Below are 16,329 nucleotides of genomic sequence, written 5' to 3'. Positions count from 1 at the left end.
GGCGGCGGAGGAAGCATCTGGCCGCCCGCACAGCGGGGGCCGAAGATGGCGGCTGCCGCGCGAAGGGCGGTGCGCAACCAGGACCGGGCAGTGCTTGCCTGCGTTATCGTGTACTGCTGCTTCAGGGGGCGGCGGAGGGAGGCACCGGGCGCGGTCCGGGCGCCGGGCACGGGATCGTGCGGACGGCTGCGCATGAGACGGCTGGCAGAACGTGTGGCCTGGGATGCACGGGCAGCTCGGGACAGACGGGACAGGCGGGAGGGCGGCGCGGCGTAGCCGTCCGGTGGCCGCCGCTCACGGCTCCGGCCCGGCGGGCGCCGGGCCGGTTGCATCCACGGGCCGGACGCGCGCCACGGACGGGGGAAAAAGACGCCACGGCGCGCTGGTGCCGGAAGGGCGGCGCCTAGGGCCGCGCAGGCTGCCGGGCGCCCCGGGTCGCCCGGGGCCGGGTCAGCGGTCCTCGTCCAGCAGGCGCCGGGCCACGGCCTCGTCGTAGAGGCCGGCGGGATTGCGATCCTTGTTGCGCAGGGCGTACATGCGCGCGGCGGTGCGCACCACGTCCAGGGGAATCCACTCGTGGCGCTCCCAGACTTCGGGCAGGTCCTTGTTCCACATGCGGAACTCGATGCCGCCCTCCTCGCTCTGGCGCACATACATGCGCACGTCGCGGGTCTGCATGCTCGGGTAGTAGTAGAGGCCTCGTTCGTCCTTCACGCTCGCTCCTCATGGCCCCGGATGGCGTCCAGGGCCTCGCGCGCCAGGGCGCCCAGGGTTGTCCGCTCCAGGGCTCCGCCGCGGTAGATGTCGACCGGGTCCGCAGCGTCGGCCAGGGGCTCCAGGGCCTCGCGCGCCGCCGCGATCCCGCCCAGCCCCAGGGCCCGGGCCACAAGCCCGCGCGCCTGGGCGCCCGGCTCCTGCCCCAGGGCGCGCAGCAGATCGGGCGCCACATGGCCCAGCAGCCCGGGGCGCGCCTCGCCCAGCCGCCCCAGGGCCCAGTAGACCCCCAGGCGCAGGGGCGGATGGTCCAGGAAATTGTCGTCACCGATGGAACACTGGGGGCACTGGACATAGGAGGCCAGGTTCCTGTGGTACTCCCGGGCCAGCAGCGCGCTGCGGGCCATGGCCTCGCCCATGGCCTCGGCGATGCCCCAGCCGATGTTCCCGGACTCCTCGTTCATGTGCCACAAGAAGCGGCGCATGACCACGCGGGCGGCCTCGGGGGCCTCGTCGGCCATGCGCGCCACGGTGGCGCCCAGGGCCGTGACGGCCCGCCAGCGCAGGGTCTCCTCCGGAGCCAGCAGCAGGGAGAACAGCGGGCCCACCAGCTCGGCCGCAGGCAGCCCCGCCAGCCGGGCCAGGACGGCGTCCTGGTCCGGCCCGGCGAGCAGCGCCCGCACCTCGGTCTTCATGCGCCGAAAGCGCGCCATGGCGCCCTCCCGCCCCTAGGCGACCTGCTCCAGCAGCTCCCGGGGCACCTCGTAGCCCGTCTCCCGGGCCTTGGCCAGGCAGCGCGCGGCCTCGGCCTTGTCGCCCTTCTCCAGCCAGTACAGGCCCATGTTGTTCCAGGCCGGGCCGAACTCGGGGGCCAGCTCCAGGGACCTGTCCAGGTGCGGCCTGGCGTCGTCGGCCTGTCCGGCCATGAGGTAGGCGCTGCCCAGGGTGGCCAGGGCCTGCACATAGTCGGGGTCGCGGTTGAGGGCCTTCTTGAGGTTGACTATGGCGCGGTCGGGGTCGCCCTTTTGCAGGTAGCAGAAGCCCATGTTGGCGAAAGGCACGGCGAACTGGGGCCGGGCGCCCGAGGCGCTGCGGTTGTAGTTCAGGCAGCCGTCGATGTCGCCGCGCTGCAGGCAGATGCCGCCAAGCTGCACATAGGCCTCGGCCATGCGCGGAGAGTTGTCCAGCGCCTCGCGGAAGCTCTCCTCGGCCTCCTGCCACATGCGCTTGGCCAGGTAGGCCACGCCCAGGTTGTAGTGGTGGTTGGCGCACTTGGGGTTCACGGCCAGCTGCTGCTGGAGCTGGGCGATGTAGTCGTCAACGTTTCTGGCGTCGGTGCTCACGTCGGCGCTCCTCGTTCTTGCGGGGCGGGGCCCCGGGTTTGCAAACCTACCGCTCCCAGGTCATTTCGCGACCCTGGGCGCGCAACATGTCGTTGTACCAGACAATAAAATCGTACATGCCCCGGTAGCGCTCGTCCTTGTTGACGATGCCCATGGCCAGCTCGTGGGCGCCCCGGCTGTAGTGGACCCCGATCTTGGTGTGCATGGCCTGGGACCGCAGGAACGTGCGCACCAGGTCCTGGATGGTCTTGCCGCTGTCGTCGGTGCGGATGTCCAGGGGGTCGAAGGGCTCGGGGAAGGGGTCCCAGTTCTCGTAGCCGACCTTGTCGATGAACTTGCGCCGCCGGGGGGAGAGCCGCTCGTACATGACGCGCTTGGTCTGCTCCTGCTCGGCGGTGAGCGGCGGGCGGGGGGGCTTGGGTCCGGGGATCATGACCGCCCTCCGCCCAGCTCCCAGTTCAGGGTGCCGCAGGTCGCGCAGGCGTCGGAGCCCTTGGCTTGGTCGCACGAGGCGCAGGCGTCCCGGCCCTCGGAGCCCGGGCCCTGGGCCGGGGCGGCGAATGCCTGGGCGGCCACGTCGCCGGGGGCGGGGCGGGCCGGGGCGGGCCGGGGCGGGGCGCCCTGCTCGCCCAGCATGGCGCGCAGGCGCTCGGCCTTCTCCCACTCCTCGTCGCTCATCAGGCCCAGATACTCGGCGTCGTAGCGGTTCATGAGCGCCATGGACACGGGCACCAGCGTCTCGCCCAGCCGGGCGTAGCGCGTACGCAGGCTGGCCGTCAGCTCGTGGGACAGGCGCAGCAGCCGGTCCTGGAGCAGCTCGATCTTCACCGTGGGGTACTGCTCGCCCGGGGCAAAGCCGCATTTGGCGCAGGTGTGGGCCTTGCCGCGGATGGCCGTGGGGATGCCGTAGAGCCGGCAGGTCAGGGGCCTGTGCTCGTAGAGCGCGCAGCGGTCGTCGTCGTCCAGCAGGGGGCAGCGCACCCGGGCCTTGGCCATGTATTCCAGGATCTCGGTGGTCCTGGCGCCGTCGCGCGAAAGACGGAAGGCCTCGCGCTTGACGCGGTAGGCCTTGCGGTCGGCCTCGTCGGCGCGGGTGAGCAGGTCGCTGCGGCTCTGGCCGCTGTAGCGCTCGTTGAACTTGGCGTTGAGGTACATGGCCTCGACCAGGGTCAGGTCGAACAGGGCGTGGCAGCAGTCGCTGCACCCGGGGGTGCAGGCGATGCGCTGGCCGTGCTCGGCGCCAACGCGCTCCACCACCTGGTCGATCTCCCGGGCCAGGGCCTCGTAGCGCTCGAAGAATGTCCCGAAGTCGGGGGTCATGGCTCTCTCCAGGAAAAACGGAAACGGGCTTGCCGCCCCCGGCCGCGGGGGGCGGAACCAGACTGTAAGTCCGCAGGGCTGGTTGTCGAGCCCCGGGCGGCATTTTCGGCGCCCGGGGGCCGGGGCGCGGGGCCCGCCGGGGGCCAGATGCGCCGGAGGGAGCGACGCCAGGCCGCGCCGCTCCCTCCGGTTTCGGAAATTATCGCATCAGCGGGAAGGCTGGGACTACTCTTCCTCGACGGTGATGGCGTCCTGCTCGCAGACTTCCACGCAGGACTCGCAGCCCAGGCACTCTTCCTCGTTGACCGGAACGGCCTTGCCGTCCTGCAGCTCGTAGACTTCCACCGGGCAGACGTCCACGCACTCGCCGTCGCCCACACACTTGTCAACGTCAACAGTCACTTTGTAACCCATTTGGAACCTCCAATGATTTGTATTGCCCCTCCGCCCGGACCCCGTCCCGGCGGAACGTGCCGCAAACGCGGACGGAGCCGCACGCGCGCGCCTGCGCGCGCCGTTGCTCCGCCACCAGGAAAACCGAGATAGCCCCTGGTCATTCGGGTGTCAAGGCCGGGTTGACCTGCCCCGTCACCGGGGGCGCAAACAAAGCGAAAACAGCATGTTGCGCGGGCGGCGGGCGGCCCGGGGCCGGGCGGTCCACCGCCCGGCCAAAGGCCCGGCGGCGCGGGCGTTAATGATTTTCATGCCCAGCCCCGCGCGGCGCGCGCCGCGCGCCTAGACGTTCAGCCGCGTGTAGTACGCCCGCCCCGCGCGCCAAACCACGAGCATCAGGCTGTTGCGCAGCCGGTAGCGCACGAAGGCTCCGGCCAGGTCGGCCGGAGCGGCCAGCCCCACCCCGCCGATGCGCGCCAGCACGTCGCCCGGGGCCAGCCCCAGGGCCGCCGCCGGGCTGCCGGGGCGCACCTCGCGCACGGCCAGCCCCCGGCCCGAGGCCGGGCCCATGCGCAGCCCCCAGCGCTGCCAGACCAGCTCGGGCGCCATGTCCGCCGGGAAGGGCTCCGTGCGCGCCGCGAGATGCACGGCCTCGCCCCCGCGCAGCAGGGTCAGGGCCACGGTTTCGCCGCGCGTGCGGTTGCGCAGCAGTTGCAGGTAATGCTCCTTGTCCTGCACGTCGTAGTCGCCGACCTTGAGCACCACGTCGCCCGGGGCGACGCCCGCCCGCGCGCCCGGGGAGCCGGGCTGCACGGCGGTGACCAGGAGCCCCCGGGGCGCGGGCAGGCCGAAGTAGCCCGCAGTGGCCTGGTCCACGTCCTGGCCCCACAGGCCGAGCCAGACGTGGCTGACGAAGCCGTGGTCCAGCAGCTCGGCCACCACGCGCCGGGCCTTGTCGATGGGAATGGCGAAGCCGATGCCCTCGGCGCCCTGCTGGATGGCCGTGTTCACGCCGATGAGCTGGCCGTGCAGGTTGAGCAGCGGCCCGCCGGAGTTGCCGGGGTTGATGGCCGCGTCGGTCTGCAGGAAGTCGGTGAAGGTGCCCTCCTCGGTGCGCACGGTGCGGCCCACGGCCGAAAGCACGCCGGTGGTCACCGTATGCGAGAAGCCGAAGGGGTTGCCGATGGCGATGAGCGTCTCGCCCATGAGCAGGTCGGCGGAGGTGCCCATAGGCACGTCGGGCAGGTCGCGGGCCTCGGCCAGCCGCAGCACGGCGAGGTCGAAGTCCGGGTCCGCGCCCACCAGCTCGGCCTGGAACTGGCGCCCGTCCAGCAGGCGGGCGGTGATCTCCGTGGCTCCGGCGATGACGTGGGCGTTGGTCAGCACCAGGCCCTGCGCGCCGTCGATGATGACCCCCGAGCCGAGGCTCGTGCGCGTCACGCGGCGCTTGCCCTGGGGGCCGAAGAAGTCGCGCAGCAGCGGGGAGATCATCCCCGGGTCGAGAAGCCGCCCGAAGGGATTGACCTCGCGCTCCTCCACCCGGGCCGAGGTGATGTTGACCACGGCCGGGGACACGGCCTGCACGGCGCGCACCACAGGAGTCCGGCGCAGGTCGTCCCCGGCGGCGCCGGACGGCTGGCCCATGTGGTCGGCCCGGGCCGGGGCCAGCAGGCCCAGGACCAGGGCGACCCCCGCCAGGACGACGGCGGCGCGGCCCACGGCTAGCGCCTCCCGGCCATGGCCATCAGGCGGTCGATGCGCTCCTGCACGGGCGGGTGGGTGCTGAACAGGTTGGCCACGCCCCCCGCGGTGAAGGGGTTGATGATGAACATGTGCGCCGTGGCCTCGTTGCCCGCGCGCATGGGCGCCCGCTCGGCGTAGCCCGAAATCTTGGCCAGGGCGCTGGCCAGGTGCGCGGGGTCGCCGCTGTAGCGCGCCCCCGACTCGTCGGCCAGGTACTCGCGCGAGCGCGATATGGCCATCTGGATGAGCATGGCCGCCACCGGGGCAACGAAGGCCAGGACCAGGGCCGCCACGGGGTTGCCGCCCTCGCCGTCCTCCCCGCGCCCGCCCAGGCCGAACAGCGTGGCCCACTTGATCATGCTGGCCACATACATGATGACCCCGGCCAGCACGCCGGCGATGCTCTGGATGAGGATGTCGCGGTTGGCCACATGGCCGATCTCGTGGGCCAGCACCCCGCGCAGCTCCTCGGGGGAAAGCAGGCGCATGATGCCCTCGGTGACGGCGACCACGGCGTGTTGCGGGTCGCGCCCGGTGGCGAAGGCGTTGGGCGCCTCCTGGGGGATGAGCGCCACGCGCGGCATGGGCACTCCCGCGTTGCGCGAGAGCTCCTCGACGATGGCGAACAGCCCCGGGGCGTCGTCGCGCGAGAGCAGCCGCGCGCGGTACATGGACAGCACGATGCGGTCGGAGAACCAGTAGCTGCCGACGTTCATGGCCATGGCCAGGACGAAGGCCACCATCAGCCCCCCGCGGCCCCCCATGGCGCCGCCGATGAGCATGAGCAGGCCCGTGAGCAGGGCCAGCAGAAAAACGGTCTTGATCTGGCTGGTCATGTCGCCAACGCTCCTTTGTGGCTTTTTTTCGGGATCGGGGGGCCCGGGCGCCGGGGGGTCAGCCCTCCACGGCCACGCGCACGCTGCCACCGGCCACGCGCCGCTTGGGCACGGTGACCGTCAGCAGCCCGGCCTCGAACACGGCGTGAACGCCGGCGGCGCCCACGCCCCGGGGCAGCAGGAAGCGGCGCCCGAAGGCGCCCCGGGAGCGCTCCATGACGAGGTAGACCCCGCCCTCGGCGTCCTTTTCCTGGCGGGCCGTGCCGAAGACGACGATCTCGCGGCCCCGGGCCTCCAGGCCGATGTCCTCGCGCCGGACGCCGGGCAGCTCGATTTCGATGACATAGGCCGACGGGGTGTCCACCACGTCCGCCGGGGGCTCGCGCACCGCGCCCGGCCCGCCCGGGGCCGCGCCGAGGGGGCCGCGCCGGGCTCCGCCCGCCGCGCCGCCCAGGATCTCCCAGGGGTTCCAGTCGTACTTGCCCATGCGCGCCTCCCGTGCCGTGCGTCTGGCCGCCCGGCGCGTGGGCGCCGGGTCCGCCCCGCCAAAGTATGCATTCCCGGCCCCCTGTCAATGGCGCGCCCGCTTCCCCGGGGCGCGCGCCCGGCGGCCTTGCCAAGGCGCCCCGCGCGGAGTATGCCCTGACGGCCCCGCGCGGGCGCCCGCAAGACCCCAAACCCCGGAGCTCGCATGCACCCCGATCTCGCCCGGACCCTCGCCGCCATCGCCCCCGTGGACCCCGCCCTGGAGCCTGCGGCCCGGGCCCACCTGGACAATCTGACCAAGCCCCGGGGCAGCCTGGGCGTCCTTGAGGACGTGGCCGCGCGGCTGGTGCAGATCGCCGGGGGCGCCGCCCCCGGGGTGGACCCCGCGCGCATCTTCACCATCGCCGGGGACCACGGGGTGGTGGCCGAGGGCGTAAGCCCCTTCCCCCAGGAGGTCACCCGCCAGATGGTGGCCAACTTCCTGGCCGGGGGCGCGGGCATCAACGTCCTGGCCGACACCGCCGGAATCCAGGTGGTGGTGGTGGACGCGGGCAGCGCTGGCGGGCCCTACCCGGAGCACCCCGGGCTTGTGCGCTGCAAGGTGGCCGAAGGCACGGCCAACCTGGCCCAGGGCCCGGCCATGACCCGCGAGCAGTGCGAGCGGGCGCTGCTGAACGGCGTGGCCCTGGCCGAGGCCGCCGCGGCCGACGGCTGCCGCGCCGTGGGCACCGGCGACATGGGCATCGGCAACACCACGCCCTCCACGGCGCTGTACTGCGCCTTCTTCGGGCTGGAGCCCGAGGAGATGACCGGGCCCGGCGCGGGCCTTTCGGCCGAGGGCGTCCGGGCCAAGTGCGCGGTCATCCGCCGGGGCCTGGCGGCCAACGCGGGCGCCGTGGCCCCGGGCGACCCGGTGGAGATCCTGGCCGCCCTGGGCGGGCTGGAGATCGCCACCCTGGCCGGGCTGTGCCTGGGCGCGGCCAAATGCCGCATGGCCCTGGCCGTGGACGGCTTCATCTCCACGGCGGCCTTCGCCGCCGCCTGGAAGCTCTGCCCGGCGGTGCGCGACTACGCCTTCTTCGCCCACGCCAGCGCCGAACCCGGCCACGCCCGGGCCATGACCGCCATCGGCGCGCGGCCCCTGCTCGACCTGGGCCTGCGCCTGGGCGAGGGCACCGGCGCGGCCCTGGCCCTGTTCCTCCTGCGCGCGGCCGCCAACGTCTACACCCGCATGGCAACCTTCGACTCCGCCGGGGTCCACTCCGGGGCCTAGCGGCCCGGCCCCCCCGGCCGCGTCCGGCCAGACGGCCCGCGCGGCCCGCGCTCCGGGCCGCCCGCAGCCCGCCGTCTTCCGCAGGGGCTTGACCCCGGGCCCGGGAGAGGCTATCTACGGCCCATCGACATGGTGCGTTCGAACGCGACAACCGCCTCACCGGGGCTCCCGCGAGCCCGGCGAGAGTGGTTTCTTTTATTTTCAAAATCCAAGTTCCACTTGCACAGACGAGGTTGCATGCAATGAGCACGATCCCCATTTCCATCGAAGGCTACGAAAAGCTGAAGAAGGAGCTGGCGCGGCTGAAGAGCGAGCGCCCCGCCGTCATCGAAGCCATCGCCCTGGCCCGCGAGGAGGGCGACCTGCGCGAAAACGCGGGCTACGACGCCGCCCGCGAGCGACAGGGCATGCTGGAGGCCCAGATCAGCTACATCGAATCGCGCATGGCCAAGTTCAACGTCATCGACCTTTCCACCCTGGGCGGCGACCGGGTGACCTTCGGCGCCACCGTGGAAATCGAGGACATGGACACCGGCGACGTGAAGAAATACACCCTGCTGGGCCCCGACGAGGCCGACCTGGCCAACGGGAGCATCTCCGTCCAGTCGCCCGTGGGCCGGGCGCTGCTGGGCAAGAGCGAGGGCGACGAGATCACCGTCGACGCCCCGCGCGGCAAGATCGAATACGAGATCCTGTCCGTCTCCTTCCAGTCCGCCAACTGACGGACTCCGGCCAGCCGCACGAAAGCGCCGCCCCCCGGCCTGCCGGGGGGCGGCGCCTTTGCGTGGCCCGCCGGGGTTGCCTGGGCGCGGGGATGCGCGTAGACAGGGCCCTCACCCCCCTTGCCCGGACAGCGCAACCCGAAGAAGGCCGCAAGTGAAACACGACCCGCTGCGCCACGCCGTCGACGAGACCCCGCCCCTGGGGCTGTGCGCGGCCCTGGCCCTGATCCATGTACTGGTCATCTTCGACGGCATCCTGTTCATCCCCAACGTCATCGGCAAGACCCTCGACGTGCCCCCGGACACGCTGCGCTTCGTGGTCTTCGGCACGCTGCTCGTGGCTGCGGTGTTCACCTTCCTGCAAAGCAGGCGCACCCTGGGCATCGGCGCGGGCTTCATCCTGTTCACCGGCTCCTACAGCGCCTTCCTGGTCTGCTCCCTGGACGCCGTGCGCATGGGCGGCTTCGCCACCCTGGCCACCATGTCGCTGCTCACGGTGCCCCTGGTGTTCCTCTACACCTTCTTCATCCGCTTTTTCCGGCACATCATCACCCCCGGCGTGGGCGGCGTGGTGGTGCTGCTCATCGCCCTGGCCATGGTTCCCGTGGCCCTGGACCTGTGGAGCGGGGGCGGGGGCGGCTCCCCCGGGGCCGCGCGGGCCCGCTTCGCCGTGGGCCTGGCCACGGCCCTGCCCATGACCCTGTGCATGCTCTTCGGCAACGCGGCGCTCAGGCTGTGGGGCCCGCTGCTGGCCCTGGCCTGCGGCTACGCCGCCGCCTGGGGCGCGGGGGAGCTGCACTTCGAGCACTGCGCGGCGGCGCCCTGGTTCGGCCTGCCGCCCCTGGCCTGGCCGGGGCTGGAGCTGGAGCTTTCGGGCGCGCATGTGCCCCTGCTCCTGGCCTTCGCCGTGGCCATGCTCGTCAGCGTCATCGAGAACACGGGCAACATCATGCTCGCCCAGCGGATATCCCGACGCGACTTCCGGCGCGTGTCCTACGACGAAATCCAGGGCGGGCTGTACTGCGACGGGCTGGGCAAGGTCACCGCCGGGCTGCTGGGCACGGCGGTGCCCTCGGTCTACTGCGACAACCTGCCCCTGGTGGAGATGACCGGCGTGGCCTCGCGGCGGGTGGGGGCCCTGGGCGGGGCGCTGCTGCTGCTGCTGGCCTTCATGCCCAAGGCCGGGGCCTTCATGCTGGACATGCCCGGCCCGGTGATGGGCGGCTTCCTGGTGGTCATCGTGGCCATGCTCTTCCACGCCGGCATCGGGCTGGTGACCATGAACCGCCTGGGCAACCAGCACGGCATCATCCTTGGCCTGTCCCTGACCGCCGGGCTGGTGGCCCAGAGCGGCTCGTACTTCCCCGGGCTGGTGCCCGAGGCGCTGGCGCCGCTGCTGGGCAACAGCGTGGCCGTGGGGGGCTTCACGGCCTTCGGGCTGAGCGCCGTGGCCTGGCTGCTGCCCAAGCGCTCCGTGGGCGGCACCTTCCCGGCCCGGGTGGACGTGCTGCCCGAGATGCAGCGCCTGCTGGAGGCCGCCCGCGCGCGGCTCGGCCTGTCGGCGGACTCGTTCAACGCCCTGTCGCTGTGCTGCGAGGAGGTCTTCTGCCACATGGCCGGGGAAGGCGGCGCCCAGGCGGAGCGCTTCCTGACCGTACGCATCTCGCGCACGGAGGACGGCATCTTCACGGAGATGATCTGCGGCCACAAGATGGACGACATCAACAACTTCGCCCTGCCCGAGAGCCTGTTCAGCGCCCGGCCCGACGAGCTGCGCCAGCTGGGCATGGTCCTCTTCGCCAGCTACGCGCGCGACGTGAAGCACATCGAGATTTCCGGCTACTCCTTCATCTCGTTCCTCACGTCCTAGGGCCGCCCGGCGGCCCGGGACGGCGCGGGGCGCTGGATGCAGGGCCGCAGGGCCCCCGGGCGCGCGCCGGACAGCCAGGGGCTCCCCGCACCGCGAGCCCCCCGGACGCGCTACGGACCCGGGCGCGGCGAACAAGAAAAAGGCTCCAAGCGTAACCGCTTGGAGCCTCTAACTTCCGCGTGGTCGGGATGAGATGATTTGAACATCCGGCCCCCTGAACCCCATTCAGGTGCGCTACCAGACTGCGCTACATCCCGACGCGTGGCGCGCTTTCGCGCGCGGAAGGTCTACCTAGAGCTTTGGGCCCCGAATGTCAACCGCCTTGGGCGGGGCGGGGCGGAAATTTATTGGCCGGCGGCCCGGGGCGGCGTGGGTCGCGCCCGGCGCGGGGGAACGGCCGCCCCGCGAGGGACGCCCCCCGTGGCGCAGGCGCGGCGCCTGTAGCCGAGGGATTGGGGGCGCTGCGGATGTCCCCCCTGGCGCAGGGGGCGCACCGGGCCACGGTCTCCGCCGCCCGTCCGGCCTCCGGCGGGTGCCCCCCTGTGGCGCGGGGGCCGCGCCGGGCCAACGCGGCTCCCGGATCGCCGCCCTGGCGCGGCCTCAATCGCCCAGCAGCCGCCTGAGGGCCAGCAGTTCCCGGACCACCTCGCGGCGCAGGGTCGTCTCCCCGGCCGCGGGCGGCGCGCCGTCCGCGGCGCCGTCCTGGGGGCGGCCCGGGGCTTGCGGCGCGCCCGCAGGGGGGGCCGCCTCCGCCGCCCCGCCCGGCGCCGCCGGGGCGCCGACGGACAGAAGCGGCCCGGCGGCCCGGGCCTGCTCCTCCTGCTCCAGGCGCCTGCGGGCGCCCTCGATGGTCAGGCCCTCGCCGTGGACCATGGCCCGGATGCGTTCCACCAGGGCCAGGTGCTCGTCGGTATACAGGCGCTGGCCCTTGCGCGTGCGTACGGGTTCGAGCTGCGGGAACTCGGACTCCCAGTAGCGCAGCACGGAGGGGTTGAGCCCGAGCTTTTCCGCCGCCTGCCCGATGCGGTATCTCCTGCCCATGCCTGCCTCCCGCGCGGGGGCCGCCGCGCCGCGCCCGCCGTTTATATCTCCACGGGCAGCGCCTTGCGCAGCCCCTCCACCACCTGGGTGTGGCGCTTGTCCACTTCCTTGTCCTTGAGGGTCCGCTGGGCGTGGCGGTAGGTCAGGCGCACGGTGACGTTGCGCCGCTGCCCGCCCTCGGGCTCGTAGAGGTCGGTCATGACCACGTTTTCCAGCAGGTCCACGTTCATGGCCGCGATGGCGTCGAGAACGGCCTGAACGTGCATCCCCACGGGCGCCTGGACGGTGATGTCGCGGCGCACGGGCGGGAACTTGGCCAGGGGGGTGAAACCGGGCGCCTGGGCCTCGTACATGTCCCGCAGGGCGTCGGCGTCCAGCTCGGCCAGCCAGATCTCGCGCCGGGCGTCGTAGCGGTCGGCCACGGCCTCGGCCACGCGGCCCAGCAGGCCCACCTCGCGCCCGCCCACGCTGGCTTCGACGCAGGGCGAAAGGTAGCTGTGGCCCTCGCGCAGGGCGTAGCGCGCCGCGGGCAGGCCCAGGCTGGCCAGCAGGTGCTCCACCAGACCCTTGAGATCGGCGTAGTCGGCGTCGGCCTCGCCGGGCCAGGGCCAGCGCTCGGCGCGCCGCCGCCCGTAGACCAGCAGCCCCAGCCGGGCGGGCTCGCGGGCCGTGGTCTGCGAGGCCGCGTCGGCGAAGAACAGGTTCGCGTATTCGAACAGCCGCAGCCGCGCCGCGCCGTGGGCCACGTTGGTGCGCACGTTGGCCAGCAGGCCCGGGGCCAGGGCCGTACGCAGCACGTTCTGGTCCTCGGACAGGGGGTTGACCACCGGCACCCGGCCCTCGGCGGGCAGGCCCAGCAGGTCCAGGTCCGCCTGGCCGCAGAAGCTGTAGTTGACGGCCTCGTGCAGGCCCACGCCGCGCGCCCACTTCTTGAGCAGCATGGCGAAATCGAAGCGGGTGTCCTTCTGGCCGATGGCGTCCAGGGACTTGGCCACCCGGGGCAGCACCGCCGGGATGCGGTCCATGCCGTGGACGCGGGCCAGCTCCTCCACAAGGTCCACCTCGCGCTCCAGGTCCAGCCGGTGGCTGGGCACGGCGACCCGCCAGTCGGCGGGGTCGGCCTCGTCCACGGCGCAGCCCATGCCCGTCAGGGTGGCGCGGCAGAATTCGTCGGCCAGGGGGATGCCCAGCAGCTTTTCGGCCCGGGCGCGGCGCAGGCGCAGGGTCCGCTGGCGCCAGGGCGCGGGCTCGGCCACGCACAGCCCCGGCGCGAGATGCCCGCCCGCGCACTCGGCCATGAGCGCCGCCGCGCGGTCCAGGCTGCGGCGCGCAAGGCCGTGGTCCACCCCGCGCTCGAAACGGTAGGACGCCTCGCTGGGCAGGCCCAGGCGCCGGGCCGTGCGCCGGATGGTCGCCGGATCGAAGACCGCCAGCTCCAGGAACACGTCGGTGGTGGCGTCGCCGACCTCGGTCTCCAGCCCGCCCATGACCCCCGCCAAGCCCACGGGGCGCTCGGCGTCCCAGATGAGCAGGTCCGTGGCGGCAAGCAGGCGCTCCTGCCCGTCCAGGGTGGTGAAGCGCTGGCCCTCGGAGGCCAGGCCCACGCGAATGGCCGGGCCGCGCAGCAGGTTCAGGTCGTAGGCGTGGTTGGGGTGGCCCAGCTCGAACATGACGTAGTTGGACACGTCCACGATGTTGCTGATGGGCCGCTGGCCCACGGCGATGAGCCGCCAGCGCATCCAGTCGGGCGCGGGCCCCACGGTCACGCCCCGGATGACCCGGCCCTGGAACAGGGCGCAGCGCCCGGGATCGTCGATGGCGATGGGCACCTGGGCCGAGCAGTCCGGGCCGGACTCGGCCACGCGCGGCTCGGGCATGGTCAGGGGCAGGCCGAAGGCCAGGGCCGTCTCGCGGGCCAGGCCGAGCACGGAATTGCAGTCCGCGCGGTTGGGCGTCACGCCGATGTCGAAGACCACCTGGTCCAGGTTCAGGGCGTCGGCCAGGGGCGTGCCCGGGGTCAGGGCCTGGTCCAGGACCATGATCCCGGCGTGGCTCTTGCCCAGGCCCAGCTCATCCTCGGCGCAGATCATGCCCGCCGAGACCTGGCCGCGCAGCTTGGCCTTCTTGATGACCAGCCCGCCGGGCAGCTCGGCGCCGACGGTGGCCACGGGCACCTTCTGGCCCTGGGCCACGTTGGGCGCGCCGCAGACGATGGGCAGCGGTTCGCCCCGGCCCACGTCCACCAGGCAGACCGAGAGCTTGTCCGCCTCGGGATGCCGCTCGCAGCGCAGCACATGGCCGACCACCACGCCGTCCAGGTGCCGGAAGGGGTGGATGACCTCCTCCAGCTCCAGGCCGAGCATGGTCAGCCGGTGGCCCAGCTCCTCGGGCGTGCCCTCGTAGGGCACGAATTCGCGCAACCAGTTGAGACTCAGCAGCATTCGGTTTTCCCCTTGGGCCGGGCGGCGGCGGCGCGGCGCCCCGGGCGCTCCGGCGGATGTCGGCATGGATGGTGCCGGGCGGCCGGGGGCGTTGCCCCGCGCCTGCGGCAGGTGGGTCTGAATACCCTCAATCGGCGCGCTTATCAACCGCGCGCCTGGGCGCGCCCGGCCGCTCCTGGCCGCCGCGAGGGCCCGGGCAGCCAGGCACCGGACGCGCGGGAGGACTGGGGCGCCGCCCCCGGCGCGCGGGCGCCGGGCGCGAAAAAGGGCCCCGGCTCGGGGAGCCGGGGCCCTGGGCGTTCCGGGAGATTGTCGCCGGTCAGGCGAACTGGCAAAGGAAGCGGGTGTCGTTCTCGAAGAACATGCGCAGGTCGCCGATGCCATACTTGAGCATGGTCACGCGCTCCACGCCCAGCCCGAAGGCGAAGCCGGTGTAGACCTCGGGGTCGTAGCCCACGGCCTTGAAGACCTCGGGGTCGACCATGCCGCACCCGAGGATCTCCACCCAGCCGGTCTGCTTGCACACGCGGCAGGGCTCGCCGTCCAGGGTTCCCGCGCCGCCGCACATGCGGCAGCTGATGTCCACCTCGGCGCTGGGCTCGGTGAACGGGAAGAAGCTGGGCCGGAAGCGCACCCGCGTGTCCGCGCCGAAGATCTGGCGCAGGAACGAGGTCAGGGTGCCGCGCAGGTCGGCCATGCTCACCTCGCGGTCCACCAGCAGTCCTTCGATCTGGTGGAACATGGGGGTGTGCGTGAGGTCGGAGTCGCGGCGGTAGACCTTGCCCGGCGCGATGACCGCCACCGGCGGCTTGCGGGCCAGCATGGTGCGGACCTGCAAGGGCGAGGTGTGCGTGCGCAGCACCACGTTGTCCGCCACATACAGGGTGTCCTGCATGTCGCGGGCGGGGTGCTCGGGGGGCAGGTTCAGGGCCTCGAAGTTATGCCAGTCGGTCTCGACCTCGGGGCCGCTGACCACCTCGAAACCCAGCCCGGTGAAGACCGAGCAGATCTCTTCCATGACCAGGGTCACGGGATGCAGCGACCCCCGCTCGGGGCCGCGTCCGGGCATGGTCGGGTCGAAGCGCGAAAGCGCGCCCCGGGCGGTCTCGGCGGCGAGCTCGGCCTCGCGGGCGGCGAACAGCCCGGTCAACGCCTGCTTGACGGCGTTGCCGGTCTTGCCCGCCAGGGGCCTGTCCTCGGGGCCAAGGGAGCCCAGGCCGGCCAGCAGGCCGGCCAGAAGCCCCTTGCGCCCGAGGTACTTGACCCGCAGCTCCTCCAGATCCTTCGCGGCGCAGGAGGCGATCTCCTCGCGCATGGCGGGGACGAGGGCTTCCAGGCCGCGGACGAGTTCCTCACCCGCCTGGGACACGGCTACTGCACCTTGGCCTTGGCGATCTGGGCGATCTGGGCGAAGGCGTCCTTGTCGCGCACGGCGATGTCGGCCAGAACCTTGCGGTTCAGGACGATGCCGGCCTGCCCCAGGGCATGGATGAACTTGCTGTAGCTCATGCCGTGCTCGCGGGCGGCGGCGTTGATGCGCATGATCCACAGCGAGCGGAACTCGCGCTTGCGGACCTTGCGGTCGCGGTAGGCGTAGACAAGGGCGCGCTCCACGGTCTCGCGGGCGGTTTCGTACAGCTTGCTGCGCGCGCCGCGGTAGCCCTTGGCCATCTTCAGAAATTTCTTGTGCCGCGCCTTGGCGGTCTTGCCTCTCTTGATACGCATCGTTCGTTTCCTCCTTTGGCCCGCCCCCCTGGGTCACCCCGGCACGGCAGGCAGAACGATCTGTGGTGTGACAGGACCCCCGGTCCGGGGGTCGGCCGTAAAAAAACCCTACTTCTTGAGGGTCGCCTTGGGAACCATGCGCTTGACGGCGGACTCGTTGGTGCTGTCCACCAGGGCGCCCTGACCGAGGCGGCGTTTGCGCTTGGCGTTCTTCTTGGTCAGGATGTGGCGCAGGCCCTGGCGGCGGCGGGCGATCTTGCCCGAGCCGGTCAGCTTGAACCGCTTGGCCGCGCTTCTGTTGGTCTTGAGCTTGGGCATTGGTCTCTCCTTATTCTGTGCGCCGCTTACGCGGCAAAGCCCCGGGAACATCCCGGGGCAGGGTTCGGGCGCTGGGCCCGCTCCCGGAACATTGTTCGCGCCGC

At 72.4% G+C, this 16,329-nt stretch carries 17 protein-coding genes and 1 tRNA gene; 3 read left to right on the top strand and 15 right to left on the bottom strand.

What is annotated here, in order from left to right; all coding sequences use genetic code 11:
• Window positions 1-450 precede the first annotated feature (450 nt).
• The 9 genes from M0P34_RS01045 to M0P34_RS01005 all read right to left on the bottom strand — a co-directional run bounded on the left by M0P34_RS01045 (window position 451) and on the right by M0P34_RS01005 (window position 6,836).
• Window positions 451-714, bottom strand: a complete 264-nt coding sequence (locus M0P34_RS01045) for a hypothetical protein (protein ID WP_291495418.1) — start codon at window positions 712-714, stop codon at window positions 451-453.
• Window positions 711-1,427 carry a DVU0298 family protein gene (locus M0P34_RS01040; RefSeq protein ID WP_291495416.1) on the bottom strand — a complete coding sequence of 239 codons (717 nt, stop codon included), beginning with the start codon at window positions 1,425-1,427 and terminating at the stop codon, window positions 711-713. Before M0P34_RS01040 ends, M0P34_RS01045 begins: the two co-directional genes overlap by 4 nt.
• Window positions 1,428-1,442: 15 nt before the next feature.
• On the bottom strand, window positions 1,443-2,057 hold the full coding sequence (locus M0P34_RS01035) for a tetratricopeptide repeat protein (RefSeq protein ID WP_291495414.1): 615 nt from the start codon (window positions 2,055-2,057) through the stop codon (window positions 1,443-1,445).
• A 46-nt stretch (window positions 2,058-2,103) separates the two neighbouring features.
• The gene (locus M0P34_RS01030; protein ID WP_291495412.1) at window positions 2,104-2,490 is read right to left on the bottom strand and encodes a hypothetical protein; all 387 of its coding nucleotides are present in this window, start codon (window positions 2,488-2,490) and stop codon (window positions 2,104-2,106) included.
• On the bottom strand, window positions 2,487-3,377 hold the full coding sequence (locus M0P34_RS01025; RefSeq protein WP_291495410.1) for a YkgJ family cysteine cluster protein: 891 nt from the start codon (window positions 3,375-3,377) through the stop codon (window positions 2,487-2,489). The genes M0P34_RS01030 and M0P34_RS01025 overlap by 4 nt, the downstream gene beginning before the upstream one ends.
• Before the next feature lie 225 nt (window positions 3,378-3,602).
• The gene (locus tag M0P34_RS01020) at window positions 3,603-3,791 is read right to left on the bottom strand and encodes a ferredoxin (protein WP_291495408.1); all 189 of its coding nucleotides are present in this window, start codon (window positions 3,789-3,791) and stop codon (window positions 3,603-3,605) included.
• A 321-nt stretch (window positions 3,792-4,112) separates the two neighbouring features.
• Window positions 4,113-5,489, bottom strand: a complete 1,377-nt coding sequence (locus tag M0P34_RS01015; RefSeq protein WP_291495406.1) for a trypsin-like peptidase domain-containing protein — start codon at window positions 5,487-5,489, stop codon at window positions 4,113-4,115.
• 2 nt (window positions 5,490-5,491) lie between these two features.
• Window positions 5,492-6,349 carry a zinc metalloprotease HtpX gene (htpX, locus tag M0P34_RS01010; RefSeq protein ID WP_291495404.1) on the bottom strand — a complete coding sequence of 286 codons (858 nt, stop codon included), beginning with the start codon at window positions 6,347-6,349 and terminating at the stop codon, window positions 5,492-5,494.
• A 58-nt stretch (window positions 6,350-6,407) separates the two neighbouring features.
• A complete protein-coding gene (locus M0P34_RS01005) occupies window positions 6,408-6,836 on the bottom strand; it encodes an Hsp20/alpha crystallin family protein (protein WP_291495402.1) in 429 nt (142 codons plus the stop codon).
• Window positions 6,837-7,040: 204 nt separating this feature from the next.
• Between M0P34_RS01005 and cobT the strand changes: the two genes are divergently transcribed.
• The 3 genes from cobT (at window position 7,041) to M0P34_RS00990 (ending at window position 10,700) form a co-directional block, all read left to right on the top strand.
• Complete coding sequence (cobT, locus tag M0P34_RS01000) at window positions 7,041-8,108, top strand: nicotinate-nucleotide--dimethylbenzimidazole phosphoribosyltransferase (RefSeq protein ID WP_291495400.1); 1,068 nt, start codon at window positions 7,041-7,043, stop codon at window positions 8,106-8,108.
• Between the two features lie 242 nt (window positions 8,109-8,350).
• Window positions 8,351-8,830 (top strand): transcription elongation factor GreA, encoded by a 480-nt coding sequence (gene greA, locus M0P34_RS00995; protein ID WP_291495398.1) that lies wholly within the window; start codon window positions 8,351-8,353, stop codon window positions 8,828-8,830.
• A gap of 154 nt (window positions 8,831-8,984) precedes the next feature.
• Window positions 8,985-10,700, top strand: coding sequence for a solute carrier family 23 protein (locus M0P34_RS00990; protein ID WP_291495396.1), 1,716 nt, complete (start codon window positions 8,985-8,987; stop codon window positions 10,698-10,700).
• A 180-nt stretch (window positions 10,701-10,880) separates the two neighbouring features.
• Here the strand turns inward: M0P34_RS00990 and M0P34_RS00985 are convergent.
• From M0P34_RS00985 to rpmI, 6 genes are all read right to left on the bottom strand, one after another.
• A tRNA-Pro gene (locus M0P34_RS00985) sits at window positions 10,881-10,957 on the bottom strand.
• Window positions 10,958-11,300: 343 nt separating this feature from the next.
• Complete coding sequence (locus M0P34_RS00980) at window positions 11,301-11,741, bottom strand: MerR family transcriptional regulator (RefSeq protein WP_291495394.1); 441 nt, start codon at window positions 11,739-11,741, stop codon at window positions 11,301-11,303.
• A gap of 41 nt (window positions 11,742-11,782) precedes the next feature.
• Window positions 11,783-14,182 (bottom strand): phenylalanine--tRNA ligase subunit beta, encoded by a 2,400-nt coding sequence (pheT, locus tag M0P34_RS00975; RefSeq protein ID WP_291495392.1) that lies wholly within the window; start codon window positions 14,180-14,182, stop codon window positions 11,783-11,785.
• A 319-nt stretch (window positions 14,183-14,501) separates the two neighbouring features.
• Window positions 14,502-15,497, bottom strand: a complete 996-nt coding sequence (gene pheS, locus M0P34_RS00970; protein WP_291495422.1) for a phenylalanine--tRNA ligase subunit alpha — start codon at window positions 15,495-15,497, stop codon at window positions 14,502-14,504.
• 56 nt (window positions 15,498-15,553) lie between these two features.
• Window positions 15,554-15,907 carry a 50S ribosomal protein L20 gene (gene rplT / locus M0P34_RS00965; RefSeq protein ID WP_291495390.1) on the bottom strand — a complete coding sequence of 118 codons (354 nt, stop codon included), beginning with the start codon at window positions 15,905-15,907 and terminating at the stop codon, window positions 15,554-15,556.
• Between the two features lie 108 nt (window positions 15,908-16,015).
• Window positions 16,016-16,225 (bottom strand): 50S ribosomal protein L35, encoded by a 210-nt coding sequence (gene rpmI, locus M0P34_RS00960; protein WP_291495388.1) that lies wholly within the window; start codon window positions 16,223-16,225, stop codon window positions 16,016-16,018.
• Window positions 16,226-16,329: the final 104 nt, after the last annotated feature.

Source organism: Desulfocurvus sp. (assembly GCF_023230885.1).
Lineage (GTDB): Bacteria > Desulfobacterota > Desulfovibrionia > Desulfovibrionales > Desulfovibrionaceae > Desulfocurvus.
The sequence above is the reverse complement of the archived record's forward strand: the minus strand, read 5'-3'. Positions and strand labels throughout refer to the sequence as shown.

Bases quoted from the DNA above. Each gene is read 5' to 3' on its own strand.
- M0P34_RS00980 (WP_291495394.1), bottom strand. From the start codon at position 11,741: ATGGGCAGGAGATACCGCATCGGGCAGGCGGCGGAAAAGCTCGGGCTC.
- greA (WP_291495398.1), top strand. From the start codon at position 8,351: ATGAGCACGATCCCCATTTCCATCGAAGGCTACGAAAAGCTGAAGAAG.
- htpX (WP_291495404.1), bottom strand. From the start codon at position 6,349: ATGACCAGCCAGATCAAGACCGTTTTTCTGCTGGCCCTGCTCACGGGC.
- M0P34_RS01025 (WP_291495410.1), bottom strand. From the start codon at position 3,377: ATGACCCCCGACTTCGGGACATTCTTCGAGCGCTACGAGGCCCTGGCC.
- M0P34_RS01005 (WP_291495402.1), bottom strand. From the start codon at position 6,836: ATGGGCAAGTACGACTGGAACCCCTGGGAGATCCTGGGCGGCGCGGCG.
- M0P34_RS01030 (WP_291495412.1), bottom strand. From the start codon at position 2,490: ATGATCCCCGGACCCAAGCCCCCCCGCCCGCCGCTCACCGCCGAGCAG.
- M0P34_RS01020 (WP_291495408.1), bottom strand. From the start codon at position 3,791: ATGGGTTACAAAGTGACTGTTGACGTTGACAAGTGTGTGGGCGACGGC.
- pheT (WP_291495392.1), bottom strand. From the start codon at position 14,182: ATGCTGCTGAGTCTCAACTGGTTGCGCGAATTCGTGCCCTACGAGGGC.
- rpmI (WP_291495388.1), bottom strand. From the start codon at position 16,225: ATGCCCAAGCTCAAGACCAACAGAAGCGCGGCCAAGCGGTTCAAGCTG.
- rplT (WP_291495390.1), bottom strand. From the start codon at position 15,907: ATGCGTATCAAGAGAGGCAAGACCGCCAAGGCGCGGCACAAGAAATTT.
- M0P34_RS01040 (WP_291495416.1), bottom strand. From the start codon at position 1,427: ATGGCGCGCTTTCGGCGCATGAAGACCGAGGTGCGGGCGCTGCTCGCC.
- pheS (WP_291495422.1), bottom strand. From the start codon at position 15,497: ATGCGCGAGGAGATCGCCTCCTGCGCCGCGAAGGATCTGGAGGAGCTG.
- cobT (WP_291495400.1), top strand. From the start codon at position 7,041: ATGCACCCCGATCTCGCCCGGACCCTCGCCGCCATCGCCCCCGTGGAC.